Source organism: Paraburkholderia sp. PGU19 (assembly GCF_013426915.1).
GTDB lineage: Bacteria > Pseudomonadota > Gammaproteobacteria > Burkholderiales > Burkholderiaceae > Paraburkholderia.
The window spans coordinates 88,508-113,002 of sequence record NZ_AP023180.1; the positions used below are offsets into that span (position 1 = coordinate 88,508).

The window sequence follows — 24,495 nt, forward strand, 5'->3', positions numbered from 1 at the left end:
GACAATGGCCACGCAACAGAAAGAAGGCCGCGTCGTCATTCTCGGCATCTTCGTGACAGACCTCACGTTTCGCGCGGACCGCATGCCGCTGATCGGCGAAACGATCGCGGGCAATGCGTTCAAGATGGGGCCCGGCGGCAAGGGTTCGAACCAGGCCGTCGCGGCGGCGCGCGCCGGCGCAGATGTCGTGTTCTGCACGCGCATCGGCAATGATGCGTTCGGCCAGATTGCGCGAGCCACGTGGGACGCCGAAGGCATCACGGCGCGTGCGTCGGTGATCGACGGCGCATCGACGGGCGCAGCACACATCTTCGTCGACGACATCACCGGCAAGAACGCGATCATCGTCGCGTCCGGCGCGGCCGCGACCATGAATGCGGGCGATGTCGACGCGATCGAAGCGGATATCGCCTCGGCGCGCGTGTTCGTCACGCAACTCGAACAGCCGGTCGGCGCAGCGAAACGCGGCCTCGAAGTCGCGCGCAAGCATGGCGTGACGACCGTGTTCAATCCCGCGCCCGCGTTGCCGCTCGATGACAGCATCTTCCCGCTGTGCGACTACATCACGCCGAACGAAACGGAGACGACCGCGTTGACGGGCATCGACGTCAGCAATGTCGACGACGCGCGCCGTGCCGCTGACGTGCTGCTGAAGAAGGGTGTGCGCAACGTGATCGTGACGCTCGGCGAAGCGGGCGCGTTGCTGCATTCGGCGGAGCAATCGGTGTTCGTGCCCGCGTTCCAGTGTGGACGTGTCGTTGAAACGGCAGGCGCGGGCGATGGCTTCACGGGCGGCTTCGCGGCGGCGCTCGCGCGCGGCGCGGATGCTGTCGAAGCGACGCGTTTCGGCTGCGCGCTGGCGGGCATTTCCGTGACGCGGCCCGGCACCGCGCCTTCGATGCCGACGCTCGCCGAAGTCAACGAAGTGCTGGCCCAGGCCGGTCATCCCGTTTCAACGCATTGAGCGCGTGCGCCGCACGATGCGGCGCGCGGCATGAAGGAGTTCGTTTCGACATGAAGTCCTCGCTTTCCGCCGGCCTGTTTCGTGACCGGCAACTGAACTTTCTGCTGGCGGTGAACGTGCTCGTCGTGCTCGCCGCGACATGGATCTCGCACGGCCAGTTCGTCTCGCTCGACAACCTTCAATCGATGGGCGGCCAGTTGCCCGAACTCGGGCTGCTCGCGCTCGGCATCATGCTGTCGATGGTGTCGGGCAACGGTGGCATCGACCTGTCGGGCGTCGGGCTCGCGAACCTGTCGGGCATGGTCGCGGCGCTGATCGTGCCGAAGTTCATCAGCGGCGACGATTCGCCGATGCTCTATACGAGCGTGTTCTGCGCGATCGTCGTGTGCATGGGCGCCATTGGCGGGCTGGTAAACGGCGTCGTGATCGCACGTTTGCGCCTCACGCCGATTCTCTGCACGCTCGGCACGCAACTGCTGTTCACGGGTTGTGCCGTCGTGTTGAGCAACGGCGCGTCGGTACACGTCGATTATGTCGAGCCGTTGGCGGATATCGGCAATGGCACGTGGTTCCAGGTGCCCGTTTCGTTCGTGATCTTCATTGCGGCTGTTGTGGTGCTCGGTTGGCTGCTGCGTCGCAGCCCGTTCGGCTTGCGTCTGTATCTGATGGGCACGAATCCGAAAGCCGCGTTCTACACGGGCATTCCGCGCGCGCGGATGCTGATTCTCACGTACATGATGTGCGGCATTCTCGCGTCGCTGGCGGGGCTGATCAGCGTCACGCACACGTCGAGCGCGAAATGGGACTACGGCAATTCGTATCTGCTGATCGCGATCCTGATCGCCGTGATGGGCGGCGTCAATCCTGCGGGCGGTTATGGCCGCATCATCTGTGTGTTCTTCGCGGCGACGGTGCTGCAGTTTCTGTCGAGCTTCTTCAATCTGCTCGGCGTATCGCAGTTCTTCGGCGATTGCGCGTGGGGTTTCCTGCTGCTGGCGTCACTCGCCTTCGCGGGCGGCGAGCGCGTGCGCGCGATCTTCGGTTTCGCGCAGCCGAATCAGAGGCGTTAGCGCTGCAGCGATAGTTTCAGCGGACATCGGGGCCCTGGATTTCCGCGTGCATATGAAGGGGCGACACCAACTCAATGACCAAATCACTAAAGGCAACGGAGACAAACGCATGAAACTGACCCGACTGAGCGCCGCCCTTGCAACCGGCGCACTCGCGCTCGGCGTGATCGCCGCCGCGCAAGCCGCGACCAATGAAACGATCGTCACGGTCGTCAAGGTCACGGGCATCAACTGGTTCAACCGGATGGACGAAGGCGTCAAGGAGTTCGCGAAGGACAACCCGGGCGTGCAGGCGTATCAGACGGGCCCGGGCCGCGCCGACGCCGCGCAGCAGCTGAAGATCATCGAAGACCTGATCGCGAAGAAAGTGACGGCCATCGCCGTCGTTCCGTACGATCCGCCGACGCTCGAACCCGCACTGAAGAAGGCGATGGATCGCGGAATCAAGGTCGTCACGCATGAAGCCGACAACGCGAAGAACACGATGGTCGACATCGAAGCCTTCGACAACTCCGCGTATGGCGCAGGCCTGAACGAACGCCTCGCATCGTGCATGCATCAGGACGGCAAGTGGGCCGTGCTCGTCGGCTCGCTCGGCAGCCGCTCGCAGGTGCAATGGGCTGACGGCGGCATCAACAACGCGAAGGCCAAGTACCCGAAGTTGAATCTCGTCGAGCCGAAGCTCGAAACGAACAACGACGGCGAGAAAGCCTATGAAGTCGCGAAGGAAGTGCTGCGCAAGCATCCCGACCTGAAAGGCTTCCAGGGTTCGTCGTCGCTGGACGTGATCGGCATTGGCCGCGCCGTTGAAGAAGCGGGCATGCAAGGCAAGATCTGCGTGTACGGCACGGGTCTGCCGACGGAAGCGGGCAAATTCCTCGAAAGCGGCGCGGTGAACGGCATTGCGTTCTGGGACCCGAAGCTGGCCGGTCTGGCGATGAACAAGGTGGCGCAGATGCTGGTCGACGGCAAGACCGTGCAGAACGGCGCTGACCTCGGCATTCCGGGCTACACGAAGGTGACGGTCGAGAAGGGTCCGGGCAAGGGCATCATCGTGCGCGGCCAGGGCTGGGTGAACGTCGACAAGACGAACTACAAGCAATACAACTTCTGATCGTGGCATCACGGCGTGCGGGCTTTCGCGAGCGGGCGCCCGCACGCTTCGACATTCATCTGGAGCACGGCTTTTCAGCATGAATCAAAACGTTTCCTCCACGCCGTTCCTGCAGGTGGTCGGCGTACACAAGCGGTTCACGGGCGTGCATGCGTTGCGCGGCGTGAGCCTGTCTTTCGAGCGCGGGCAGATCTATCACCTGCTCGGCGAAAACGGCTGCGGCAAGAGCACGCTCATCAAGATCATCTCCGGCGCGCAGCCGCCCGATGAAGGCGAGCTGATCATCGAAGGCGTTTCGCATGCGCGGCTCTCGGCGCTCGAATCGCTCGCGGCGGGTATCGAGACGGTCTATCAGGACTTGTCGCTGCTGCCGAACATGAGCGTCGCCGAAAACGTCGCGCTGACGTCGGAGCTAGCGGAGCACAACGGGCGTCTCACGCGCACGTTCGACCGCAAGGCGCTTGCGCGCACTGCGGCGAAAGCACTCGAAGCCGTCGGCCTGCCAGGCGATGCCGAATTCCAGTCGACGCTGATCGAACAGTTGCCGCTCGCGACGCGGCAACTCGTGGCGATTGCGCGTGCGATTGCGAGCGAAGCGAAGTTCGTCATCATGGACGAGCCGACCACGTCGCTTACGCAAAAAGAAGTGGACAACCTGATCGCCGTGCTCGCCAATCTGCGCGCGCAGGGCGTGACCGTGCTGTTCGTGAGCCACAAGCTCGACGAGTGCTATGCGATCGGCGGCGAAGTGATCGTGCTGCGCGACGGCCAGAAGATGGCGCAAGGCCCGATCGCCGATTACACGAAAACGCAGATCAGCGAGTTGATGACAGGCCGTCATCTGTCGAGCGAGCGGTATCGCGAAGGCGAAGTTGGTAAGGAAGTCGTGCTCGACGTGAAGGGCTACACGCGCGGCGCGCAGTTCCGCGATGTGTCGTTCGCGCTGCATCGCGGAGAGATTCTCGGCGTGACGGGACTGCTCGATTCGGGCCGTAACGAACTGGCGCGCGCGCTGGCGGGTGTTGCGCCGGCTGAGAGCGGCACGGTCACGCTCGAAGGCAAACGCGTTGTGTTGCGCACGCCGTCGGACGCGAAGGACCATCGGATCGGTTATGTGCCCGAAGACCGCCTGAACGAAGGGCTTTTCCTCGACAAGCCGATTCGCGACAACGTTATCACGGCGATGATTTCGAGCTTGCGCGACCGCTTTGGACAGATCGACCGGGCGCGCGCGCAGCAGCTTGCCGAGCAGACGGTAAAGGACTTGCAGATTGCGACGCCTGGCGTCGACAAGCCGGTGCAGTCGCTGTCGGGCGGCAACCAGCAGCGCGTGCTGATTGGCCGCTGGCTCGCGATCGATCCGCATGTGCTGATCCTGCATGGGCCGACTGTCGGCGTGGATGTCGGCTCGAAGGACATCATTTATCGGATCATGCAAAAGCTGTCGCAGCGGGGCATCGGCATCATCCTGATCAGCGATGACTTGCCCGAGTTGCTGCAGAACTGCGATCGTATTCTGATGATGAAGAAAGGCCGCGTGGCGAGTCAGTATCGCGCGGATCAGTTGAACGAAGCGGAGCTGTATCACGCTTTGCTGTCAGAGGCTGCATAAGATGTCGTCTATCATGGACCGGACCGTGACTACCCCCAACGTCGTCGAAATCGCGCCCGAGGTGAAGCCGCATACGTGGCGCGCAAAGCTCTCGCGCAACCCGGAGTGGTTCACGGCGGCGCTGATCGTCGTGACTTGCGTGATCGTCGGCGCGATCAATCCGCGTTTCTTTCAGCTAGCGACGCTGTTCGATCTGCTGCATTCGGCGACGACGATGTCGCTGTTCGCGCTTGGGACGCTTGTTGTGCTCGCGTCGGGTGGGATTGACGTGTCGTTCACGGCGATCGGCGCACTCACTATGTATGCGATTACCAAGGCTGTGTTTGCCTGGTGGCCGGATGCGCCGTTTGCGTTGATTCTTGTTGTCGGCGCGGTTGGTGGGGTTGTGCTTGGGGTGATCAATGGTGTGCTCGTGCACCGGTTGAAAGCACCTTCGCTGATCGTGACGATTGGCACTCAGTATCTGTATCGCGGGATTCTGCTGACGTTTATCGGCACGACGTTCTTTATGAACATTCCGCACAGCATGGATCATTTTGGACGTATTCCGCTGTTCTTTTATCACACCGCGGATGGGTTACGGGCTGTGCTGCCGGCTTCTGTTTTGGCGCTTGTGATTGCTTCTGTTGTCACCTGGTGGCTGCTTAATCGCACGATGATGGGGCGGGGTGTTTATGCCATGGGTGGCAGTCTGGCCATTGCCGAGCGGCTTGGTTATAACCTAAAGGCTATTCATCTTTTTGTGTTCGGTTATACGGGGATGCTCGCGGGGATTGCCGGCATTTTGCATGTGTCGAATAACCGGCTCGCGAATCCTTTTGATCTTGTAGGCACTGAACTCGATGTGATCGCAGCGGTGATTTTGGGCGGGGCCCGGATTACTGGTGGAACAGGGACTGTTGTTGGGACTCTTCTTGGGGTTGTGCTGGTTACGCTCATTAATAGCGTGCTTATTCTGGTTGGGGTGCCTAGTACCTGGCAGAAAGTTATTATCGGGGCGTTTATTTTGATTGCTGGGACGTTGTTTGCTTTGCAGCGGAAGGGTTGAGGTTTTTTTTGTCTGCGACGCTGTTCGGTGTTTTGGTCTTTGCGCTGGCATCCGCGTTATGTCTTGGTGCCTTCAGGTGCCGCCACGCACAGGGGCGACGCGTGAAGCAGGAAGGCATAGCGCGGATGCCAGCACAAAAGCCAGACCAACCAAACCGCCGCGCCGCGAAAGGCAGTACGCGCGGATGCCAGCGCCCCGCACAGGGGCAACGCGTGAAGCAGGCTAACGCATCGCGGATGCCAGCGCAAACACGAGCAAACCAAACCATCCGCGCCACGAAGGCAAATCGCAGATGCCCAGCGCAGAGGCAAAACCCCCCGCCCAGCGTCGCAGACAAAAAAACTCACTTCCGCTTCGCGGCAACCACCTGCCCCTTCTCAGTAATAATCGAAGCAAACTCCTCGACCTTCGAGAACCGAACCGCCTTAACAACACCAAACTTACTACTATCAACCACGAGATGGCTCTCGACAGCCGCCGCCATCGCGGCCTGTTTCAGAGCAACTTCATGAAAATTCCAGCACGTCACGCCGTGCGCATCATCAACGCCACCGGCGGAAATAAACGCCTTGTTGATCCCCATGCGCCGAAGCACCTCAATGCTTTCTTCGCCCGAAAACGAATCCGACGACGGCACATACACACCGCCCAGCAGAATCATCCGCACATTTGGCTTGCGCCGCAAAATCTCCGCAACGTTCAGCGAATAGCAGACAATCGTCACATGCAAATCGTTAGGAATCAGCCGCGCGAGCGTAGTAAGCGTCGTACCGCAGTCGATGAATAGCGTCTCGTTGTTCCCGATCAGCTTCGCCGCAACAGCCGACGCCTCCGCCTTGGCCTGCGCGAAGTGGTCCTTTTCCTGTTCCAGCGAATAGCCAGCCGTGTTCGGCACGTCCGTCGCGCTGACGATATAGCCGCCCAGATACGTGAAATGCCCCGGGCTCGCGGCAATGTCCCGGCGTACCGTCATCTCCGATACGCCCAGCAGCGTCGCCGCGTCGCGCAGGCGCATCACGCTCTGTTTGGCCAACGCATCGGCGAGCATGCGCAGACGTTCAGTTTTCAGCATGGGGATGGTCTCTTCAACGCGATGTTGAGCCGAGATGGCGCGTTAGATTTTGTTCGATTTCCTGAGAAGATTATAACAAGCCTGTGCCCGCGCCGGCTGATGAATTCGCTCATTTACGGGCATTCCCCAACATCACGTCCAGGTCGGCGTCGGCGTCCATATCGAAGCGTTGAAAAATCAGAAGGCGTCAGATTCCGCCTATGTCGATTGCTTGGAAAAGCGGGGCATTCCACTTATTCTGACTTGAGCGCCCGGGAACTGATGACGTGCCGCCCGGTCTTCTGCTTAATTCAAATCAGGAGCCACATCCATGACGCGTCCCGTCGATTCCGGCGTAATTCTTCTTGCCCGCCTTGCGCTTGCCGTGCTGTTCCTTTGGGGCGGCGTGATGAAGCTGCTCGGCTATGCGGGCTTCGTCGGTTATCTGCATTCGAAGGGCGTGCCGTTCGTGCAGATCGCCGCACCGATTGCGACGGCCGTCGAGGTGCTCGGCGGACTGTTCCTCGTGGTCGGCTTCAGAATCCGCGCGCTCGGCCTGTTCATGGCCGCCTATACGATCGCCACGGCTGTCCTCGGACACGACTTCTGGAACATCACCGACGCGACCTTGCAGCGCGACATGATCATTCATTTCTGGAAGAACGTCGGCATCGCGGGCGGATTTTTGCTGCTGTTCGTGACGGGCGCGGGACGCATCAGCATCGACGGCGCGCGCGCGCCGCGCGGCGGCCTGGGCAGCAGCCTGTGATTGTTGCGCTTGTAGCGGCACGCGGCGGCGCAAAAGCGGCACAAAAGTGGCAATCAGCGCGCCTTCCATTGCGAGGCGGCCGCGCGGGCGGGCATCATTCGTGCGCCACCAACATCTGGCAAGCCAATTCGACGAAAAGGAGCACGCGATGATTCAAGCTTTTGACCAGACGATCAACGGAACGGTCATGCAGTTTTGCGCGAGCCTCGGCGAAGGGCCGACGCCGCATCGCGTGATCATCAGCCGGGCCGATACGGCCGAAACGCTCGTGATCCTCGATGCTGCCGGATTGATCAGCTCGATCAAGGCGGAAATCGAACAGCCGGAGACACTCGTCGCCGACGCGATCCGCAAGGTGCAGAGCGAAGGCCTCATCGAAAGGGCACTCGATACGGGCGCGATTCAGGAGACGACGCTGTAACGCCTGCTTTCCGCTTCCCACCATTGCAACACCCACGATGCCGCGTGCATCGTGGGTGTTGTGTTTTTAGTGTGTCATGCGTGTCTCATTTGCTGGCGTTCGCAGGCCGTGCGCCGTGGCGGCCAGCGCGCGCCCGGGCGTGCGCGTGCGGCTCGGGATGCACGAGGCACGCGAGCCCGAGCGCGCACAGCAAGATGCAAGACGAGATCAGCGTCGATGATCTGAGGCCGGCCACCACATGCGCTGCGCCCGCTGCGCTCGCCGCATCCGACGCGCTTGCGAGCGCGCCGAACGCCGCCACGCCGACCGCGCCGCCTGCCTGCCGCGCCGTGTTCAGAACCGCCGATGCCGTGCCGGCGCGCTGCGCGTCGACGGAAGCTAGCACGGCCGTGGTCATCGCCGGGACGGCGAGGCCCATGCCGGACGGAATCAGCAGAAACGGCACGAGCAACGTCCAGAGCGGCGAAGCGGCTTGCGCGAAGTGCAGCAGCCCGTAGCCAAGAGCAGCCGTGATCGCGCCCGCGATCATCGGCACCCGCGCGCCGAAGCGCCCGACCACCCAGCCGCTCGCGACATTCGAGATCAGGAATCCCCCCGTCAGCGGCAGGAACGCGAGACCGGCCTGCAGCGCCGTCTCGCCGCGCGCATGCTGCAGATAAAGACTCAGCACGAACACGACGCCGTAGTAAGTCAGATTCACGCAGATACCGAACAGCACGGCCGCGCTGAACGTGCGGTTGCCGAAGAACGTGAGCGGCAGCATCGGCGTATCGACGCGCCGCTCGGTGACGACGAACGCGATCGCCGCGATCAGCGCGAGCATGAAGCTGCCATAAACGAGCGGATGCGCGAGTCCGAGCGGCCGCCATTCGATCACGGCGCCCGTGAAGGCCGTCAGCGCGACGACTGCCAGCAACTGACCAATGGGGTCGATGCCGCGCACGGTTGGACGTGCGCCGCGGCTAGCGGGCGCCTGGTCGCGCGAGGCCGCTCGCGGACGCGGTACCCACGCGAACGTCGCAGCCAGCCCCAACGCGCAAATGGGCAGATTCACCAGAAAGATCGCGCGCCAGCCGAACGCGGCGATCAGCAGTCCGCCGATCACCGGGCCCGCCGCAATCGCGATCGCGCCCGCCGCCGTCCACAGGCCGACGGCGCGGGCGCGCAGCTTCGGATCGTGGCTGCATGCCTCGTTGAGCAACGCGAGGGAATTGGGCAGCATGGCCGCCGCGCCCATCCCTTGCACGGCGCGCGCCGCGACGAGCAGCGCGGCGCCCGATGCAAGCCCGCAGGCCAGCGACGCCGCCGCGAACAGCGCGATGCCGCACGCGAACATCCGCCGCGCGCCGAAGCGGTCGCCCAGCACGCCCGCCGACAGCATCAGCACCGCGAATGCGAGCGTGTACGCATCGACGATCCATTGCAGGCCCGTGACGTCCGCATGCAGATCGGCACCGATCTTCGCGAGCGCGATGTTGACGATGGTCACGTCGAGTTGCGTGACGACGAAGCCGACGCTGACCGTCGCGACGATGCGCGCGAGCGCTGGCGTGAAACGAGGTACAGGAGAGGTATTCATGCGTCGATGATAGGGCGGCCCTGCCATGCGACGTTTCGGACCGGCTTGAAGTGTCGATGCGACGACCAGTCCTTGCGGGCAAGTGGCGTGCCCGGGCACGCCACTTGAAACAGCTTTACTGCGCGGCGTCCTTCTTCACGAAGCACGCGGTCAGCGCGCCGATCACGCACAGCGCGCCGACGTAGAGCGCGGGCGCCATCGGATTCGACTTCAGCATCAGCGAAACAACGATCGGCGTCAGGCCGCCGAACACCGCGTACGCGACGTTGTACGAGAACGAGATGCCCGAGAAGCGCACGACGGGCGGGAACGCGTTGACCATCACGAACGGCACCGCGCCGATCACGCCCACAAACAGGCCCGCGACCGCGTACAGCGGCACGAGCATCGCGCTATCGACGGCGAGTTGCTGGAACAGCACGTAATACGCGATGCCGAGTCCCACGCAGCCGACGATAATCGTGCGGCCCGCGCCGAAGCGCCCCGCGAGCGAGCCCGCCAGCACGCAGCCGATCGTCAGGAACAGCGTCGCGATGCTGTTGGCGAACAGTGCCGTTGCCGGCGCGATGTGAAACTGCTTTTGCAGCAACGTCGGCGTCATCAGGATCACGACGACGATCGCGGCCGACAGCATCCACGTCAGCAGCATCGACACGATCACGGCGCGGCCGTGATCGCGCAGCACGGCCTTCAGAGGGATTTCCGCAGCCAGCGACTTGCGCTGTTTCATTTCAGCGAACACGGGCGTCTCGTGCAGCCAGCGGCGCAGGTACACCGAGAAAAGACCGAACACACCGCCGAGCAGGAACGGAATGCGCCAGGCGAAATCGGAGATATCCGCGGGCGCGAAGTGGCGGTTCACGGCCGACGCGACCAGCGAGCCGAGCAGGATGCCCGCTGTCAGGCCCGCCGTCAGCGTGCCGCACGCATAGCCGACGTGGCGTTGCGGCACGTGCTCGGAGACGAACACCCACGCGCCGGGCACTTCGCCGCCCACAGCCGCGCCCTGCATCACGCGGAACAGGAGCAGCAGCACGGGCGCCATGATGCCGATGCTCGCGTAGGTGGGCAGCACGCCCATCAGCAGCGTCGGCAGCGACATCAGCAGCACGCTCAGCGTGAACATGCGCTTGCGGCCGAGCAGGTCGCCGAAGTGCGCCATGATGATGCCGCCCAGCGGCCGCGCCAGATAACCGGCGGCGAAGATGCCGAAGGTCTGCAGCTGGCGCAGCCAGTCGGGAATCGACTGCGGGAAGAACAGCTGTCCGATCGCCGGGGCAAAGAACACGAAGATGATGAAGTCGTAGAACTCGAGCGCGCCGCCGAGTGCGGCGAGGCTGAGCGTCTTGTAGTCGTGGCGGGTCAAGGGGCGCGCGTGCGCGCTGTCCCTGGCGTGTGGTCTACCCAGTTCTGTTGCTTGCATTGCCTGTCGTTGTATGAATAGAAGAGCCGCGCGTTGCGCGCGGAGTACGGCGGTCGTCAGGCGGGAAGTGCGGCAGCGCCGGGTAGGGCACGGGACACGGCACGCCGGCCCGGATAGGGCGGCGTGATGACGATTTTGGCCAGCCCGCGATTTTACAGTATGTAATTTGTCGCAGAACCTTTGCAAATTCAGACAAGTCTTATGGGCTTAACGATACAGCGTGAACAGAATCGCGATCCTGGACCAATTGTCGAGGAACCATCCATGCGTATCGCCATTCTCCAACGTGACCTCGTGCAGGGTAAGTTGCTGGAAAAAATCATCGTTCAGGCTGGCCACAGTTGCGTCGTGTACGACGACGGCCTGACCCTCTCCAAGGTGCTCGCCCGCTCGACGGTCGATCTGCTGATTCTCGACTGGCACGCGCTGCGTCTGTCGGGCACGGACGTGCTCAAGGCGGTTCGCTCGGTAGGCGGCGAACGCATGCCCGTGATGTTCGCGTCGGCGGATGGCTCGGAAGAAAGCGCTGTGCGCGCGTTCGTGCTGGGCGCCGACGATTACGCCACGCTGCCCGTGCGGCACGCCGAGTTTCGCGAGCGCCTGTCTGCGCTGCTGCGCCGGGCGTACCCGGAACGCTACGGCAAGGACAGTTTCGATGTCGGGCCGTATCACTTCGACACCCGCCGTCAACTGGTCACGCTGCGCGGCGCGCCCGTGCAGTTGTCGGGCACCCAATACCGGCTGGCGTCGCTGTTCTTTTCGAATATTGGCCGCGTGCTGTCGCGCGATCACATCTTCGCGATGGTCTGGGGCCGGGAGTTCCGCGAGGTGACTCGCACGATCGACAGCCACGTGTCGCGCCTGCGCGTGCTGCTGCAGATTGAGCCGCAAAACGATTTCCGTCTGCAGCCCGTGTACAAGAGCGGGTATCGCCTGCTGCATCTGCGTGCGAGCGAAACCACCGTTGTGCCGCACGCAGAGGCGGCCTGATCGGATACAAGCGGTTCTGGCGGCGGCTTCCTGTGCAAGGAAGCCGCCGCTTTTTTGTTTCGCGCGTTCGGACTTACAGCTTCGGCAGAACAGGACGCGTTTCAATCGAGCGGCGGATCAGCGTTTCGACGGCCTTGCGTTCTTCGCCGGCGAGCGGCAGCCGCGGCGGACGCACCGGTTCCGTACCAAGGCCGACGATCGCTTCCGCCAGCTTGATGTTCTGCACGAGCTTCGCCGACACATCGAGCGCGAGCAACGGCGCGAACCAGCGATAGATCGCGCGCGCTTCCTCCAGCCGTCCCGCCTTCAGCAACTTGTAGATCGCGACCGTCTCGTGCGGGAACGCGCACACCAGTCCCGCGACCCAGCCATGCGCGCCCATCAGGATCGCTTCCATTGCCAGATTGTCGACGCCGCACAGAATCGCATAGCGGTCGCCGACCTCGTTGATAAGATCCGTCACGCGTCGCACGTCGCCGCACGATTCTTTGATTGCGACGATCTTCTCCTCGTCGGCGATCTCGGCGAACATCTCCGGCGTCATGTCGACGCCATACGCGAGCGGATTGTTGTAGATCATCAGCGGCAGCGGACTGGCGTCGGCGACCATGCGGAAGTGGTTCAGCGTCTCGCGGCGGTCCGACAGGTAACGCAGGCCCGGCAGCACCATATAGCCCGCCGCGCCGCGCTTCGCGCCCGCTTCGGCCTGGCGGCAGCCGTCGAGCGTGCTGTTTTCGGCGATCGTCAGCAGTACGGGCACGCGGCCGCGCGATGCCTCGACGGCTACGTCGAGCACCTGCAGCTTTTCATCGAGGGAAAGCGTGGACGCCTCGCCAAGCGAGCCGCACACGATGATCCCGTCGACACCCGCTTCGATCTGCGCCTCGATATTCTTGCCGGTCCACGCCCGGTCTATGCTGAAATCCGCGTTGAACTTGGTGGTGACTGCGGGCAATACGCCTTCCCAGATATGCGCCACGACTGCTCTCCTGAAAGTGATGAGTCGAGTGCAGTGTAAGCAGGGAATATTCGGATGTCTTGCGCGAATCGCGCGTCCCGCGTGACGATTTCAGCATAGCGGCTGTGCCAGGGGGATCCATGAATTACGATGCTTTCGGCGTTTCGTGCCCGTTTTTCCCTTCATACAACCGCCGAACGCGGCTGGACCGATACCCTACCCGCACGCGATGCAACCGCGCTCTGTCTGCTCGATGATCCATCCGGTCACAGCCTGAATGCAAGCGGCATCCGCATTCTTCAGGCTATGCTGAAATCGTCACAATCCACGCGCAGCCGCTTCAAGACTGCGCGCCGCCGCGTTTCTACCATGGGCAGCATGAAAACCTTGAACGTCATCGATTCGCACACGGGCGGTGAACCGACCCGCCTCGTGGTGTCCGGCGGCCCCGACCTCGGCGGCGGCACGCTCGCGCAACGGCTCGACGTGTTTCGCGAGCGCTTCGACGACTGGCGCGCGGGCATCGTCACCGAGCCGCGCGGCTCGGATGTGGTGGTCGGCGCGCTGCTTTGCGAGACGGATCGCAAGGAGTGCGCGGCGGGCGTGATCTTCTTCAACAACGTCGGCTATCTGGGCATGTGCGGTCACGGCACGATCGGCCTCGTCGTGTCGCTCGCGCACATGGGACGCATCGGGCCGGGGCGGCATCTGATCGACACGCCTGTCGGCATCGTCGAGGCGACGCTCAACGACGATCTCAGTGTGTCGGTACGCAATGTGCCGGCTTACCGGCATCGCAAGGACGTGATCGTCGACGTGCCCGGCTTCGGTCCGCTGACGGGCGATATCGCGTGGGGCGGCAACTGGTTCTTTCTCGTTGCGGATCATGGTCGCACGCTGGACGCGTCGAACATTCCCGAGCTCACTGAATTCAGTTCGACGATCCGCGACGCGCTGATCGCGGCGGGCATCACGGGCGCGAACGGCGCGCTGATCGACCACATCGAGCTGTTCGGGCCGGGCTCGCATGAAGGTCTCGATAGCCGCAGCTTCGTGCTGTGCCCCGGCAATGCGTACGACCGCTCGCCGTGCGGCACGGGCACGAGCGCGAAGGTCGCGTGCCTCGCCGCCGACGGCAAGCTCGCGGCGGGAACGGTGTGGCGGCAAGAAAGCATCATCGGCAGCGTGTTCGAAGCGAGCTATGCGCAAGGCGGGACGCAGGACGGCATCGCGACCGTCATTCCGACCATCACCGGCCACGCGCACATCATGGCCGAGAGCCGCCTTTGCTTCGACGAGCGCGATCCATTCGCGTGGGGCATCCGCACGGTATGACGGCGGATGTCGTGATCGTCGGCGCGGGCATCGTCGGCGCGGCGTGCGCGGCGGAACTCGCCGTGCGCGGACTGCGCGTGACGGTGCTCGATGCGCAGGGTATCGGCGGCGGCGCGACGGCGGCGGGCATGGGGCATATCGTCGTGATGAACGACTCGCCGGCGGAATTCGCGTTGAGCCGCTATTCGCGCGACTTGTGGCTCGAGCTTGCGCCGCAGTTGCGAACGCGCGATGCGTTCGCGCGCTGCGGCACGCTGTGGGTCGCAGCCGACGCCGAAGAACTCGACGCCGCGCGCGACATGCACGCCGGTTTCGTCGCGCAGGACGTGGCGGCGGAACTGCTCGACGAGCGCGCGCTCTACGACTGCGAGCCGTCGCTCGCAGCGGACATGGCGGGCGGCTTGCTCATCGGGCACGACAGCATCGTCTATGCGCCTTCTGCTGCGCAATGGCTGCTCACGCAATCGCCCGGCGCTGCGCGGATCGACGTGAGACTACATGCGCAAGCCGTGGCCGTCGAAGCGCAGCACGTCACGCTGTCGAATGGCGAACGCATTGGCGGCGCCCACATCGTCGTTGCGAACGGACTGCAGGCGCGTGAACTCGTGCGCGGCTTGCCGTTGCAGCCTAAAAAAGGCCATTTGCTGATCACCGACCGCTACCCTGGTTTCATCCGCCATCAATTGCTCGAACTCGGTTATATCAAGAGCGCCCATCACGCGACGGGAACCTCCGTTGCGTTCAACGCGCAACCGCGACCGACGGGACAACTGCTGATCGGCTCGTCGCGCCAGTTCGACACGACCGACGCAGCCGTCGAAATGCCCGTGCTCGCGCAGATGCTGCAACGCGCGGCGCGTTATCTGCCCGCATTGCCGACGCTCAACGGCATCCGCGCATGGACGGGCTTTCGCGCGGCATCGCCGGATGGCTTGCCGCTGATCGGACCCGCGGCCAGCACGGCACCTGGCGTGTGGCTCGCTGTCGGCCATGAAGGACTGGGCGTGACGACGTCGCTCGGCACGGCGCAGTTGCTCGCCGCGCAGATCACGCAGACAGCGGCTGCCATTGCCGTCGATCCGTTTCTGCCTGCGCGTTTCGAGTTTGGGGCGTGTCATGTCTGAAGCGGTTCTTCCACGCGTTCGCGTCACGATCGACGGCGAGCTTGTCGAGATCGAGCAGGGCGCCACCATCGCCGCTGCACTGGCGGTGTGCGGCGGGAGCGCATACGGCACGCGCGGGTCCGTCACTGGCGAGCCGCGCGCGCCAATGTGCGGCATGGGCGTGTGCCAGGAATGCCGCGTGACGGTCGATGGGCGCATGCATGTGCTCGCATGTCAGACCGTGTGCCGCGACGGCCAGATCGTGCAAACGACGAGGCCGCGATGAACGGTCAGCACTTCGATGTCGTCGTCGTGGGGGCGGGGCCGGCGGGTCTCGCTGCCGCTTGCGAGGCCGCGAAAACGGGTGCGCGCGTCGCCGTGCTCGACGACAATCCTCGCGCGGGCGGCCAGGTATGGCGCAATGGGCCCGCGCATCCGCCATCGGATCAATTGGCCGCGTTTCTGCATGAGATCCAAACGAAGGGCAACGTGACGCTCACGTCTGCGACGCGCGTCATTGCGCCGCTCGACGAAGGCCGATTGCTGATTGAATCGGCGGAACAAGGCGGCGCGTGCATCGGCTACGACCGCCTGATTCTTGCCACGGGCGCCCGTGAACTGCTGTTGCCGTTCGACGGCTGTACGCTGCCGGGCGTGACGGGCGCAGGCGGCTTGCAGGCGTTGATCAAGGGCGGCGTGCCTGTGCACGGCGAGCGTATCGTGATCGCGGGCAGCGGTCCGTTGCTGCTCGCTTCGCTCGCGACCGCGCGTGCCGCAGGCGCACGGGTCGTGGCCGTGGTCGAGCAGGCGCCGTTTGTGTCGGTGATGCGGTTTGGCGTGTCGCTTGGGGCAACACCCGCGAAGCTCGTGCAAGCGGCTCAACTGACACGCGGCTTTGCTGGACTTCGCTATCTGACGTCGAGCGTGGTGCGCGCGACACAGGGCAGCGGACGTGTCGAGCGTGCGATCGTCGAACGCGCGGACGGACGCACGCAAACGATCGATTGCGATCGCATCGCTTGCGGCTACGGCCTCGTGCCCAACACGACGCTCGCACGCGCGTTGGGCTGCGCGACGCGCGTCGACGGTGCGATTGCGGTCGACGACTCGCAGCGCACCTCCGTCGCTAACGTCTTCGCGGCGGGTGAATGTGTGGGCGTCGGCGGGATGGAGCTTGCGCGGGTGGAAGGGCGGCTTGCGGGACTTGCAGCCGTGGACGTCCAGCATGGCGAACCCGTCGGGCAACTGAGACGGGAACGCGCGCGCTGGCAGCGTTTCGCAGCGCGCGTCGAGTCGGCATTCGCGTTGCGCGGCCCCGCGCGCCAACTACCCGCCGACGACACATTGCTATGCCGTTGCGAAGACGTATCGGTCGGCGAGGTGCGCGCGCACGCGAGCTGGCGCGACGCGAAGCTGCACACGCGCTGCGGAATGGGCGCGTGTCAGGGCCGCATTTGCGGCGGTGCGGCGCAGACGTTGCTCGGCTGGGATGTGACGCAGGTTCGTCCGCCCATCCACCCGGCGCAGATCGCAACGCTGATCCTCGCGGCCGACGAGGATACGGCCGCATATTGATCCGCCCGTCCGCGAGAAAAATACCGAGGCGCGCATCGAACGCATTGACGCAAGATTTTTTCGCCCGCCACGCGCCGCCCTATAATCGATCAGCCCGCGACACCCGCCGTGGCGATCTTCACGTTCTCGCAGCCCATGCACGGAACCCTCACGATGAACACGTTCGCTTCTACGCTTGACGCGCTCGATTCGGGTGAGGCGTCGCTGGCCGGGATGCTCTCGCATTTCGCGCTGCTCGAACCTGTCTTCGACGCGATGCCCGATATCGTGTTCTTCGTGAAGGACGCGCAGGCGCGCTACGCGCTGGTCAATCGGACGCTGGTGTCGCGCTGTGGATTCAAGGAGAAAGAGAAGCTGCTCGGCAAGACGGCGGAAGACGTGTTTCCGAGCCGCTTCGGCCGCATCTACACGGCGCAGGACAAGGCGGTGATCCATGTCGGCAATCAGATGGTCGATCAGCTGGAACTGCATCTGTATCCGGGCCGGCAGCCGGGCTGGTGCCTGACCTGCAAGCAGCCATTGCGCGACGCGGCGGGGCGAGTGGTCGGGCTGGCGGGCATTTCGCGCGACCTGCGCGCCGATGAAAGCAGCCACCCCGCGTATAGCCGGCTCGCGACGGTCGTGCAGTATCTGCAAGAGAATTACGTTCAGCCGCTGAACTTGAAGCAGCTTGCTGCGATGGCGGATATGTCGGTTGCGCAGCTCGAACGGTATTTTCACAAGGTGTTTCATCTGACGCCGCGTCAGGTGTTGCTGAAGACCCGGCTCGATGCGGCGACTGCGTTACTTGTATCGCATGACAAGGTCACCGACGTCGCTGCGCTGTGCGGCTATACAGATCACAGTGCGTTCACGCGGCAATTCAAGGCGACCGTCGGCGTAACGCCGACCGAATACCGGATGCTGTTGCACGGCACTGCGCGCAACTAACTGTCAGTTCCGCTCAGCGACATCGAGCAAAATCAAAACCGGCTATTAGCCGCCCTTGCGGTCAGAAGCCAGTCATCAGCAGCCAAACAAGCAGCCAGAGAACGATGCCCGCCCGCCGCGCAAAGCTTCGCTATTACGTGTACGTTGTCGCGCTCGACGATACCGTCTGGAACGAGGCACGCTTTCGACGCGCGAATCCCGACTATCGGTTCGAACGGCCGTGCGTGTATGTGGGTATGACCGGGCTGGACCCGGATTTGCGCTTCGACCGGCACAAGGCGGGCATTCAGTCGAATCGCTATGTGCGCGACTTTGGCTTGCGGCTGATGCCGGAACTGTATGAAGTCTTCAATCCGCTGCCGTATGACGGCGCGCGCGACATGGAAGTCGAACTGGCGATCGGCTTGCGCGAAGCAGGGTATGGCGTGTGGCAGGCGTAATTTCGCAGCGCGAGATGCGCCGAAAAGCGGGATGTGCCGGGCTTACTTGACGCCGAGTCCGCGCAGAATCGCGTTGCCTTCGGACGTCAGGCGAATGTGTGATTCACCTGCATCCGTGGCGATGCTTTCGACGAGCCCGGCTTCCTGCAGCGTCGGAATCTCCGGCTTGGCGAGGGCAGCCATGGGCGCGTGCAGCAACAGCAGCAGCGTCGCGAGTTCATGCGGGCTGAGGAGCCGGCGGAGAATGGTCGTCTTTTTAGGCGGCGCTGCTTTCGCGGCGGCGGCTTGCGCGGGTGCGGCCGGAGTGTCTGTCGCGATGCGCTTCGTCGGGTCGTTGCGGTCTTTGTAGTAATCCATCCTGGCACCTGGCTGGAATGCGGGTCAGTGTCAAGGACGAATACTGGCAGCGCAGACTTAAACGATTCTTAAGCCATCCGCCTTCGAGGGGCGGGAAGTTGTTACATCCAGTTACGCCGCCGCGCTCGCGAGCGGCCTCAGGGCGCGCATTCCTTGCTCGCGCCTTCGATCCACAGGTTCGACGTGTTGCGTTTGCCCGCGTAGTAGCGGAACGTCGTGCCGCCGTTGTCGGCGCGGACCTTGACGATGTTGGACTCGCCGAAATCGAGCATCTGGCCTTGCGGAATGGGCGTGGCCTTGACGGGCGTGTCGTGCTTCGCCGCGGCCTGGGTCATGCACTGGATGACGTCGTTGACGGGGCGATTCGTCATGTTGTCCTTCATCGGATCGCCGGCATCCGGGTTGTGAGACGCCTGATATTGCGCGCAAGCGGCGAGCAGCAGCGGGATGGACAGGGTGACGGCTAGCTTCTTCATGAGTCTCCTTCTGGTTGGCGGTGGGCGCCGCGCGAGGCGTCGGGTGAGGGACGGGCTCGGCGATGCGGAACCGCAAAACGTTCGGGAAATTATATCGGTGCAAGCGGTGTGCCTGATTTTTCGTTGGCAATCAATGTGGGGAATTCTTTTGCCGCCGGCGCTTCGATTTTTCATTTTTGGGCTATTTAGTTAATTTGTGTATATGTTGTGTGTATGAATTTATGCGCTTTTACTAATATTACGTTAACTAAATGGTACAAAATCAGTGAAAACCCCAAAAGACGCGCTTTGCGATGACGTGCAAACTTTGGCGCGGCTCGCGTCAGGTGCATCGGGAGCGGCTTTCAACGAGCTGTGTGGGTCACTATAGGGAGTGTTTTTAGTCATGAGTTTTGCGTCGGTGCTGGTTTTGAATGGACCTAATCTCAACCTGCTTGGCACGCGAGAGCCGACGATCTACGGCGCGGAAACGCTCGATGATGTTGCGCGGCGCTGCCGCGAGGCGGGGCAAAGGCTTGATCTCGCGATTGATTTTCGGCAGTCGAATGCCGAGCATCAGTTGATCGAATGGCTTCACGAAGCGCGTACGACGCAGCAGGGGATTGTGTTTAATCCTGCGGCTTATACGCATACTTCGGTGGCCATTGCGGATGCGCTGTCGGCGATTGGAAAGCCACTGATCGAAGTGCATATCTCTAATGTTCACAAACGTGAAGCGTTCCGACATCACTCGTATGTGTCCGCTGTCGCGGATGGGGTTATTTGTGGGTGCGGTACTCAGGGATATGTGCTCGCTCTGGAGCGGATGGCTGAGATTTTGAAGTTGAGGTGATGCGCCTGCGCGGCGCGAGTGGTTTTTTTTTGCTTCTGCGCTGGCATCGCGCTTCATGTGTTGACGTTCGGTGTTTTGGTCTTTGCGCTGGCATCCGCGATGCGTTAGCGAGCTTCACGCGTCGCCCCTGTGCGGGGCGGCACCTACTTTTCTTTGCTGCCGCAAAGAAAAGTAGGGGAAGGTCTGAATAACCCGTTTTTTGCGCTGGACTTCTAACCGAATACCTGGAGTGAAGATCGCGTCGTCATTCGCACGTCGCTGAGTCGCTACCGGTCGCGTCTGTGCTCGCCGGCGCTGTGCTCTGCGGCGCATTTTCTTCCTTCGTTGCACCGCTTCACAGCATCTTGCGCGCCATCCAGAGATTGGCCAGCGCGAACTGCGTTTCGATCTGCGCCGTGTTCTTTGCCAGCCCCCGATACCTCGCCTTCAGATATCCAAACTGGCATTTCAGTACGCGAAACGGGTGCTCCACCTTCGCTCTCACGCCCGCCTTGAGCCGCTCGATCTTGTTGTAGATCCTGTCCAGCCGCTTTTTCTTGTCCAGCTTGTTTCGCTTGCCCGGTCTCATCGCGACGTACCACTGGACCGTACCCGTTTCGCCTCGCTTCTCGATGCCCACATAGCCCGCATCGGCAAACGCAACCTTCTCTTTGCCATGCAACAGTTCATGCGCCACCGTGATGTCATGAACGTTCGCCGGCGTGCACTTCACGGTATGCACCAGCCCCGACTCCACATCGACTCCGATATGTGCCTTCATGCCGAAGTACCAGCTGCCGCCTTTTTGCGTCTGACGCATCTCCGGGTCTCGCGTGCCGGGCTTCTTCGTCGAATTGGGTGCCGAAATCAGCGTCGCATCGACCGCTGAGCCCACCTTGAGCATCAGGCCTTTCGCCTGCAGGATCTCGTTGACCGTCGCCAGTATTCTGGCCGACAGTTCATGGGCCTCAAGCAGGTGGCGGAACCGCAGGATCGTGCTTTCGTCTGGCAGCCGCGTCATGCCCGTGCCCAGCAGCGCGAACTCCCGATACAGCGGGATGTCGTGTAGCGCCTCCTCCATGGCCGGGTCCGAGAGACTGAACCACTGCTGCAGGAAGTGAATGCGCAGCATCGTCTGGATCGGAAACGGTGGCCGCCCGGTCTTGCCTTTGGGATAGTGTGGCTCGATGAGCGCGATCAGTTTCTGCCACGGCACCACGCGAGTCATCTCGTCGAGAAACTCGCGCTTGCGGGTACGCTTCGTTGACAGATCCAGGCCAAGACCAAGCTGTGTCATCACGCAACTCCTTTAACTATCCTGCTTCCAGGATAGTCAACCCTCACGGCAATGCCAGGACCTTTTGCAGAGATTCCCCAGCTTTTGTGTTTGCCTAAGGGCCCCCAAAGGGTCTTACGCTTCACACGGCAGCATTTCTGTTCGCGTTCGTTGCCAACGCTTCGAATGACCGCCTCACCCACTTCAAACGCCCGCTCAAGGGCAGGCGGCAGCGAATGGTATGTGCCGCCCAGGTGGCAAACTGTGTGTAGGTTGTCGCGTCGTACAGCTTGGCGCTCTTACATGGTGGCATGCGCGCGCCATCGGTCCGGAGTGAGGCGTGTGGAGCACAAGGGGCCTACACACAGTTTGCCACCTGGGCGGCGGCGAAATATCTGGCGTGGCGTGCCGCAATGCGGGTGCGTGAAGCGGGTGATGCGCTGGCTTGGAGCGTTGGCAACGAACGCGGAACAAGCAGGTTGCCGTGTGAAGTGAGGGACCGGTTGGGGGCCCTCAGGCAAGAAGAAATGTTGGCGGTGTTAGCCGCTTTCTTTTGCCTACTTTTCTTTGCGGCGGCAAAGAAAAGTAGGTGCTGCCCCGCACAGGGGCGACGCGTGAAGCACGCTAACGCATCGCGGATGCCAGCGCAAAGACCAAAACACCGAACGTCAATGCATGAAGCGCGAAAACAAATAACGGATGCCAGCGCAGAAGCAAGACTACTCAACAGCGCCGCAGGCAAAAACCCCAACTACCTCTTAACAAACCTCAAGGTAGCATCAACAATCATAGCCCGATGCCTTGCCCTGAGCCTCGAATGAGAAGGATCCCGCCCAAACGCATTCCCAAAAGTATGCCGATTGGCAATCCGATGAAAGCACAACGAACTGATCAACAGATGCAGATCAATCGGATCGATATCATCGCGAAAATCGCCTGAAGCAACCCCCCTCGCAAGCAGATCTTCAATAGTATGAATCACAGTCGCATTACGATTCTTGAAGGTCTTGACCTGCTCGATATACTTCGCCCCGTGAATATTCTCGATAGTCACGAGACGCACGAAGTCGCGATGTTTATCATGATAATCAAACGTAAACTCAACGAGACTGCGCAGCCCATCCACAGGGCTCATATCGCTGACCTTCAGATCCTGTTCGAGCGCGCGAATATCGCCATACACCTTCTCGAGCACGGCCTCATACAACCCTTCCTTGCTGCCGAAGTAGTAGTACAGCATGCGCTTCGTCGTGTTGGTGCGCTCCGCAATCGCGTCGACCCGCGCACCCGTGAGTCCCATCGACGAAAACTCCTGCGTGGCCACCTCGAGGATGTTGCGCTTCGTCTCTTCGGGATCGTATTTGCGCCGTGGTTCGGAGGGTTCGTTCGGGGTCTCGTTGTGCTCGGGCGCGATAGCTCGGCTTCCCTTTTTCATTGTGTGTTCCGGCGGCGATGACGTTTCATTCTAGCATGCCGAAATCACCCGCCAGCACGGCCTGGCGGCATGTCCAGCATCCCTGCGCGCACGCTGCGGCCACGCTGCCAGAAGGGCTCAGCCCGAGCGCCGCGATCGGTCCGCGAGCGCATCGCGCGTCTGCATCGCCGTGTATGTCAGCTGCGCGGCGGCGAGGCCCAGCGCGCCGAATGTGTGCGTAAGGCCGAACGCCGCGAACGCGTCAGGCACGGGCCGCTCGCCTGCGATCGCCGCGGCAAGCAGTTCGCCCGACACCGTGGTCGGCGCCATCCCATGTCCGCCGAAGCCGACTGCGTACCAGACGCCGTCCGCGCTCTGGCCAATCTGCGGCATCTTGTGCCGCGCGTAGCTCATCAGGCCGCCCCACGCGTGGTCGATACGCACGTCGCGCAACTGCGGATACACCTTCAGCAGATCGCGGCGCAGCAGCCGCGCAATCGCCTCGGGCTCGCGCTCCAGGATCGAGATGCGTCCGCCCCACAGAATGCGCGTGTCAGGCAATGGCCGGTAGTAGTCGAACGCGAAGCGCGTGTCATAGACGGCGCAATGGCAGTCGATTGCATCGGTGAGCCGCGCGCCGAGCGGCTCGGTCGCCATCACGTAGGTTGCGATCGGCAGGACGGCGCGCTCGACGCGCCGGTACACGTTGCGCGCATAACCGCCGCCCGCCATCACGACGTGCCGGGCGTCGATCGATCCTTGCGCCGTCCCGACCACGTACCCGCTGCCTTGCCTGCGCAGCGACGCGACAGGCGACTGCTCGACGATCCGCACACCGGCCGCTTCCGCCGCGCGCGCGACACCCAGCACGTACTTCAGCGGATGAAAGTGAAACGCATTGCGCTCGAACAGCCCGCCGTGATAACGCGTGGTCTTCAGCCGCGCGGCGAGTTCCGTGGCGCCAAGCGGCTCCCATTCGACGCCGAACGTGTCCTTCATCAGACGGCGCTGGCCGTCGAGGCGCGACGAGTCGTCGAACCAGTTTGCGAGAATCACGCCCGCGTCCGTCGCATCGCAGGCGATCGCGTAGCGCTGGATGCGCGCGCGCATCAGGTCGACGGCGTCGATCGTCAGCGCGTACAGTTCGCGCGCCCGCGCCGGGCCGAGAATTTTCAGCAGGTCCGCGCAGTCGAGACTGTAGCCGCCGAACACGAAGCCGCCGTTGCGGCCCGACGCGCCATAGCCAACCTGGTTCGCTTCGACCACGACGACGTCGCGCACGCCGCGCTCGGCCAGTCCGAGCGCCGTCGACAGGCCCGCCAGCCCGCCGCCGACGATGCAGACGTTCGCGCTCAGGTTTCCGGCCAGTGCAGGGCGCACGGGCCGCTCGACGGTCGCTTCGTAGTAGGTTTGCATAAGGGTCAGGAGGCTGGGTCGTCGCGTCGCCCGGAATCCGGCGGGCATGGGATGCCTGGCGTGCGCGGCCATGTTACCCAACTTCGCCCGGTCGCCGTATTCGGTATTCCAGGGAGACCGCGCTGGCGGAAGGGCCGCGCGGAGGTTGCATCGGCATCGAAGCGGCGCCGTCTTTACTCTTCCGCGGTGCGGAAAACGCGACGCCAGGCGGCAAAAGATGCCGCCGCGTGGCGCCAGTGTGACGGCTGTGTTGCGTGCCGTACTCACCCGATCAAGTCGTTGCGTCACCTGACCCTCACAACCGGCTGTTACGCGTTAGACTGACATGAGTCGAGGTTAATGTGGTCAGGCATCTGCAAGGAG

At 62.8% G+C, this 24,495-nt stretch carries 24 protein-coding genes; 15 read left to right on the forward strand and 9 right to left on the reverse strand.

The annotated features are described in order from the left end of the window. The first annotated feature begins 4 nt into the window (after positions 1-4). From rbsK to H1204_RS18035, 5 genes are all read left to right on the forward strand, one after another. A complete protein-coding gene (rbsK, locus tag H1204_RS18015; protein ID WP_180732091.1) occupies positions 5-964 on the forward strand; it encodes a ribokinase in 960 nt (319 codons plus the stop codon). Between the two features lie 50 nt (positions 965-1,014). After that, complete coding sequence (locus H1204_RS18020; RefSeq protein ID WP_180732092.1) at positions 1,015-2,034, forward strand: ABC transporter permease; 1,020 nt, start codon at positions 1,015-1,017, stop codon at positions 2,032-2,034. A gap of 109 nt (positions 2,035-2,143) precedes the next feature. Then, positions 2,144-3,148, forward strand: a complete 1,005-nt coding sequence (locus H1204_RS18025) for an autoinducer 2 ABC transporter substrate-binding protein (protein WP_035996855.1) — start codon at positions 2,144-2,146, stop codon at positions 3,146-3,148. A gap of 79 nt (positions 3,149-3,227) precedes the next feature. After that, complete coding sequence (locus H1204_RS18030) at positions 3,228-4,760, forward strand: sugar ABC transporter ATP-binding protein (RefSeq protein WP_180732093.1); 1,533 nt, start codon at positions 3,228-3,230, stop codon at positions 4,758-4,760. Position 4,761: 1 nt separating this feature from the next. Next, the gene (locus tag H1204_RS18035) at positions 4,762-5,808 is read left to right on the forward strand and encodes an ABC transporter permease (RefSeq protein ID WP_180732094.1); all 1,047 of its coding nucleotides are present in this window, start codon (positions 4,762-4,764) and stop codon (positions 5,806-5,808) included. Between the two features lie 343 nt (positions 5,809-6,151). Here H1204_RS18035 and H1204_RS18040 read toward each other — a convergent pair whose 3' ends face one another. Beyond that, positions 6,152-6,880, reverse strand: a complete 729-nt coding sequence (locus H1204_RS18040) for a DeoR/GlpR family DNA-binding transcription regulator (RefSeq protein ID WP_180732095.1) — start codon at positions 6,878-6,880, stop codon at positions 6,152-6,154. A 310-nt stretch (positions 6,881-7,190) separates the two neighbouring features. Between H1204_RS18040 and H1204_RS18045 the strand changes: the two genes are divergently transcribed. Together H1204_RS18045 and H1204_RS18050 are read left to right on the forward strand one after the other, a co-directional pair. Continuing rightward, entirely contained in the window at positions 7,191-7,628 is a 438-nt protein-coding gene (locus H1204_RS18045) for a DoxX family protein (protein WP_180732096.1), read from the forward strand. Between the two features lie 148 nt (positions 7,629-7,776). Continuing rightward, complete coding sequence (locus H1204_RS18050; protein ID WP_007587531.1) at positions 7,777-8,049, forward strand: hypothetical protein; 273 nt, start codon at positions 7,777-7,779, stop codon at positions 8,047-8,049. 85 nt (positions 8,050-8,134) lie between these two features. On the opposite strand, the gene H1204_RS18055 is transcribed toward H1204_RS18050, so the two are convergent. Both H1204_RS18055 and H1204_RS18060 read right to left on the reverse strand, forming a co-directional pair. Next, positions 8,135-9,655, reverse strand: coding sequence for an MFS transporter (locus H1204_RS18055; protein ID WP_180732097.1), 1,521 nt, complete (start codon positions 9,653-9,655; stop codon positions 8,135-8,137). A gap of 88 nt (positions 9,656-9,743) precedes the next feature. After that, positions 9,744-11,051: an MFS transporter gene (locus H1204_RS18060; RefSeq protein WP_180732098.1), complete on the reverse strand. Its 1,308-nt coding sequence runs from the start codon at positions 11,049-11,051 to the stop codon at positions 9,744-9,746. Between the two features lie 264 nt (positions 11,052-11,315). On the opposite strand from H1204_RS18060, the gene H1204_RS18065 reads away from it, so the two are divergent. Next, positions 11,316-12,041 (forward strand): response regulator transcription factor, encoded by a 726-nt coding sequence (locus tag H1204_RS18065; RefSeq protein ID WP_180732099.1) that lies wholly within the window; start codon positions 11,316-11,318, stop codon positions 12,039-12,041. A 73-nt stretch (positions 12,042-12,114) separates the two neighbouring features. Here H1204_RS18065 and H1204_RS18070 read toward each other — a convergent pair whose 3' ends face one another. Then, positions 12,115-13,020 carry a dihydrodipicolinate synthase family protein gene (locus H1204_RS18070; protein ID WP_180732100.1) on the reverse strand — a complete coding sequence of 302 codons (906 nt, stop codon included), beginning with the start codon at positions 13,018-13,020 and terminating at the stop codon, positions 12,115-12,117. 348 nt (positions 13,021-13,368) lie between these two features. Between H1204_RS18070 and H1204_RS18075 the strand changes: the two genes are divergently transcribed. From H1204_RS18075 to H1204_RS18100, 6 genes are all read left to right on the forward strand, one after another. Then, positions 13,369-14,334 carry a 4-hydroxyproline epimerase gene (locus tag H1204_RS18075; protein WP_180733207.1) on the forward strand — a complete coding sequence of 322 codons (966 nt, stop codon included), beginning with the start codon at positions 13,369-13,371 and terminating at the stop codon, positions 14,332-14,334. Continuing rightward, complete coding sequence (locus H1204_RS18080; protein WP_180733206.1) at positions 14,331-15,458, forward strand: FAD-dependent oxidoreductase; 1,128 nt, start codon at positions 14,331-14,333, stop codon at positions 15,456-15,458. Before H1204_RS18075 ends, H1204_RS18080 begins: the two co-directional genes overlap by 4 nt. After that, positions 15,451-15,723 (forward strand): (2Fe-2S)-binding protein, encoded by a 273-nt coding sequence (locus H1204_RS18085; RefSeq protein ID WP_180732101.1) that lies wholly within the window; start codon positions 15,451-15,453, stop codon positions 15,721-15,723. Before H1204_RS18080 ends, H1204_RS18085 begins: the two co-directional genes overlap by 8 nt. Further along, positions 15,720-17,012, forward strand: a complete 1,293-nt coding sequence (locus H1204_RS18090) for an FAD-dependent oxidoreductase (protein ID WP_180732102.1) — start codon at positions 15,720-15,722, stop codon at positions 17,010-17,012. Before H1204_RS18085 ends, H1204_RS18090 begins: the two co-directional genes overlap by 4 nt. A gap of 153 nt (positions 17,013-17,165) precedes the next feature. Next, complete coding sequence (locus H1204_RS18095) at positions 17,166-17,942, forward strand: AraC family transcriptional regulator (RefSeq protein WP_180732103.1); 777 nt, start codon at positions 17,166-17,168, stop codon at positions 17,940-17,942. 104 nt (positions 17,943-18,046) lie between these two features. Beyond that, positions 18,047-18,382: a hypothetical protein gene (locus tag H1204_RS18100; RefSeq protein WP_180732104.1), complete on the forward strand. Its 336-nt coding sequence runs from the start codon at positions 18,047-18,049 to the stop codon at positions 18,380-18,382. Between the two features lie 42 nt (positions 18,383-18,424). Here H1204_RS18100 and H1204_RS18105 read toward each other — a convergent pair whose 3' ends face one another. Together H1204_RS18105 and H1204_RS18110 are read right to left on the reverse strand one after the other, a co-directional pair. Beyond that, on the reverse strand, positions 18,425-18,739 hold the full coding sequence (locus tag H1204_RS18105) for a hypothetical protein (RefSeq protein WP_243468711.1): 315 nt from the start codon (positions 18,737-18,739) through the stop codon (positions 18,425-18,427). 137 nt (positions 18,740-18,876) lie between these two features. Next, entirely contained in the window at positions 18,877-19,215 is a 339-nt protein-coding gene (locus tag H1204_RS18110) for a hypothetical protein (protein ID WP_180732105.1), read from the reverse strand. Between the two features lie 385 nt (positions 19,216-19,600). Between H1204_RS18110 and aroQ the strand changes: the two genes are divergently transcribed. Continuing rightward, positions 19,601-20,047, forward strand: a complete 447-nt coding sequence (aroQ, locus tag H1204_RS18115; protein ID WP_180732106.1) for a type II 3-dehydroquinate dehydratase — start codon at positions 19,601-19,603, stop codon at positions 20,045-20,047. Positions 20,048-20,381: 334 nt separating this feature from the next. Here aroQ and H1204_RS18120 read toward each other — a convergent pair whose 3' ends face one another. The 3 genes from H1204_RS18120 to H1204_RS18130 form a co-directional block, all read right to left on the reverse strand. Next, complete coding sequence (locus tag H1204_RS18120; protein ID WP_180732107.1) at positions 20,382-21,323, reverse strand: IS5 family transposase; 942 nt, start codon at positions 21,321-21,323, stop codon at positions 20,382-20,384. 730 nt (positions 21,324-22,053) lie between these two features. Beyond that, positions 22,054-22,737 (reverse strand): TetR/AcrR family transcriptional regulator, encoded by a 684-nt coding sequence (locus H1204_RS18125; RefSeq protein ID WP_007746524.1) that lies wholly within the window; start codon positions 22,735-22,737, stop codon positions 22,054-22,056. Positions 22,738-22,854: 117 nt separating this feature from the next. After that, complete coding sequence (locus H1204_RS18130; RefSeq protein WP_180732108.1) at positions 22,855-24,132, reverse strand: FAD-binding oxidoreductase; 1,278 nt, start codon at positions 24,130-24,132, stop codon at positions 22,855-22,857. Between the last annotated feature and the right edge of the window lie 363 nt (positions 24,133-24,495).

Bases quoted from the DNA above. Each gene is read 5' to 3' on its own strand.
- H1204_RS18020 (WP_180732092.1), top strand. From the start codon at position 1,015: ATGAAGTCCTCGCTTTCCGCCGGCCTGTTTCGTGACCGGCAACTGAAC.
- H1204_RS18090 (WP_180732102.1), top strand. From the start codon at position 15,720: ATGAACGGTCAGCACTTCGATGTCGTCGTCGTGGGGGCGGGGCCGGCG.
- H1204_RS18055 (WP_180732097.1), bottom strand. From the start codon at position 9,655: ATGGCAGGGCCGCCCTATCATCGACGCATGAATACCTCTCCTGTACCT.
- H1204_RS18095 (WP_180732103.1), top strand. From the start codon at position 17,166: ATGAACACGTTCGCTTCTACGCTTGACGCGCTCGATTCGGGTGAGGCG.
- H1204_RS18075 (WP_180733207.1), top strand. From the start codon at position 13,369: ATGGGCAGCATGAAAACCTTGAACGTCATCGATTCGCACACGGGCGGT.
- H1204_RS18085 (WP_180732101.1), top strand. From the start codon at position 15,451: ATGTCTGAAGCGGTTCTTCCACGCGTTCGCGTCACGATCGACGGCGAG.
- rbsK (WP_180732091.1), top strand. From the start codon at position 5: ATGGCCACGCAACAGAAAGAAGGCCGCGTCGTCATTCTCGGCATCTTC.
- H1204_RS18025 (WP_035996855.1), top strand. From the start codon at position 2,144: ATGAAACTGACCCGACTGAGCGCCGCCCTTGCAACCGGCGCACTCGCG.
- H1204_RS18125 (WP_007746524.1), bottom strand. From the start codon at position 22,737: ATGAAAAAGGGAAGCCGAGCTATCGCGCCCGAGCACAACGAGACCCCG.
- H1204_RS18050 (WP_007587531.1), top strand. From the start codon at position 7,777: ATGATTCAAGCTTTTGACCAGACGATCAACGGAACGGTCATGCAGTTT.
- H1204_RS18065 (WP_180732099.1), top strand. From the start codon at position 11,316: ATGCGTATCGCCATTCTCCAACGTGACCTCGTGCAGGGTAAGTTGCTG.
- H1204_RS18030 (WP_180732093.1), top strand. From the start codon at position 3,228: ATGAATCAAAACGTTTCCTCCACGCCGTTCCTGCAGGTGGTCGGCGTA.
- aroQ (WP_180732106.1), top strand. From the start codon at position 19,601: ATGAGTTTTGCGTCGGTGCTGGTTTTGAATGGACCTAATCTCAACCTG.
- H1204_RS18080 (WP_180733206.1), top strand. From the start codon at position 14,331: ATGACGGCGGATGTCGTGATCGTCGGCGCGGGCATCGTCGGCGCGGCG.
- H1204_RS18110 (WP_180732105.1), bottom strand. From the start codon at position 19,215: ATGAAGAAGCTAGCCGTCACCCTGTCCATCCCGCTGCTGCTCGCCGCT.
- H1204_RS18120 (WP_180732107.1), bottom strand. From the start codon at position 21,323: ATGACACAGCTTGGTCTTGGCCTGGATCTGTCAACGAAGCGTACCCGC.
- H1204_RS18045 (WP_180732096.1), top strand. From the start codon at position 7,191: ATGACGCGTCCCGTCGATTCCGGCGTAATTCTTCTTGCCCGCCTTGCG.
- H1204_RS18130 (WP_180732108.1), bottom strand. From the start codon at position 24,132: ATGCAAACCTACTACGAAGCGACCGTCGAGCGGCCCGTGCGCCCTGCA.
- H1204_RS18035 (WP_180732094.1), top strand. From the start codon at position 4,762: ATGTCGTCTATCATGGACCGGACCGTGACTACCCCCAACGTCGTCGAA.
- H1204_RS18105 (WP_243468711.1), bottom strand. From the start codon at position 18,739: ATGGATTACTACAAAGACCGCAACGACCCGACGAAGCGCATCGCGACA.
- H1204_RS18040 (WP_180732095.1), bottom strand. From the start codon at position 6,880: ATGCTGAAAACTGAACGTCTGCGCATGCTCGCCGATGCGTTGGCCAAA.
- H1204_RS18100 (WP_180732104.1), top strand. From the start codon at position 18,047: ATGCCCGCCCGCCGCGCAAAGCTTCGCTATTACGTGTACGTTGTCGCG.
- H1204_RS18060 (WP_180732098.1), bottom strand. From the start codon at position 11,051: ATGCAAGCAACAGAACTGGGTAGACCACACGCCAGGGACAGCGCGCAC.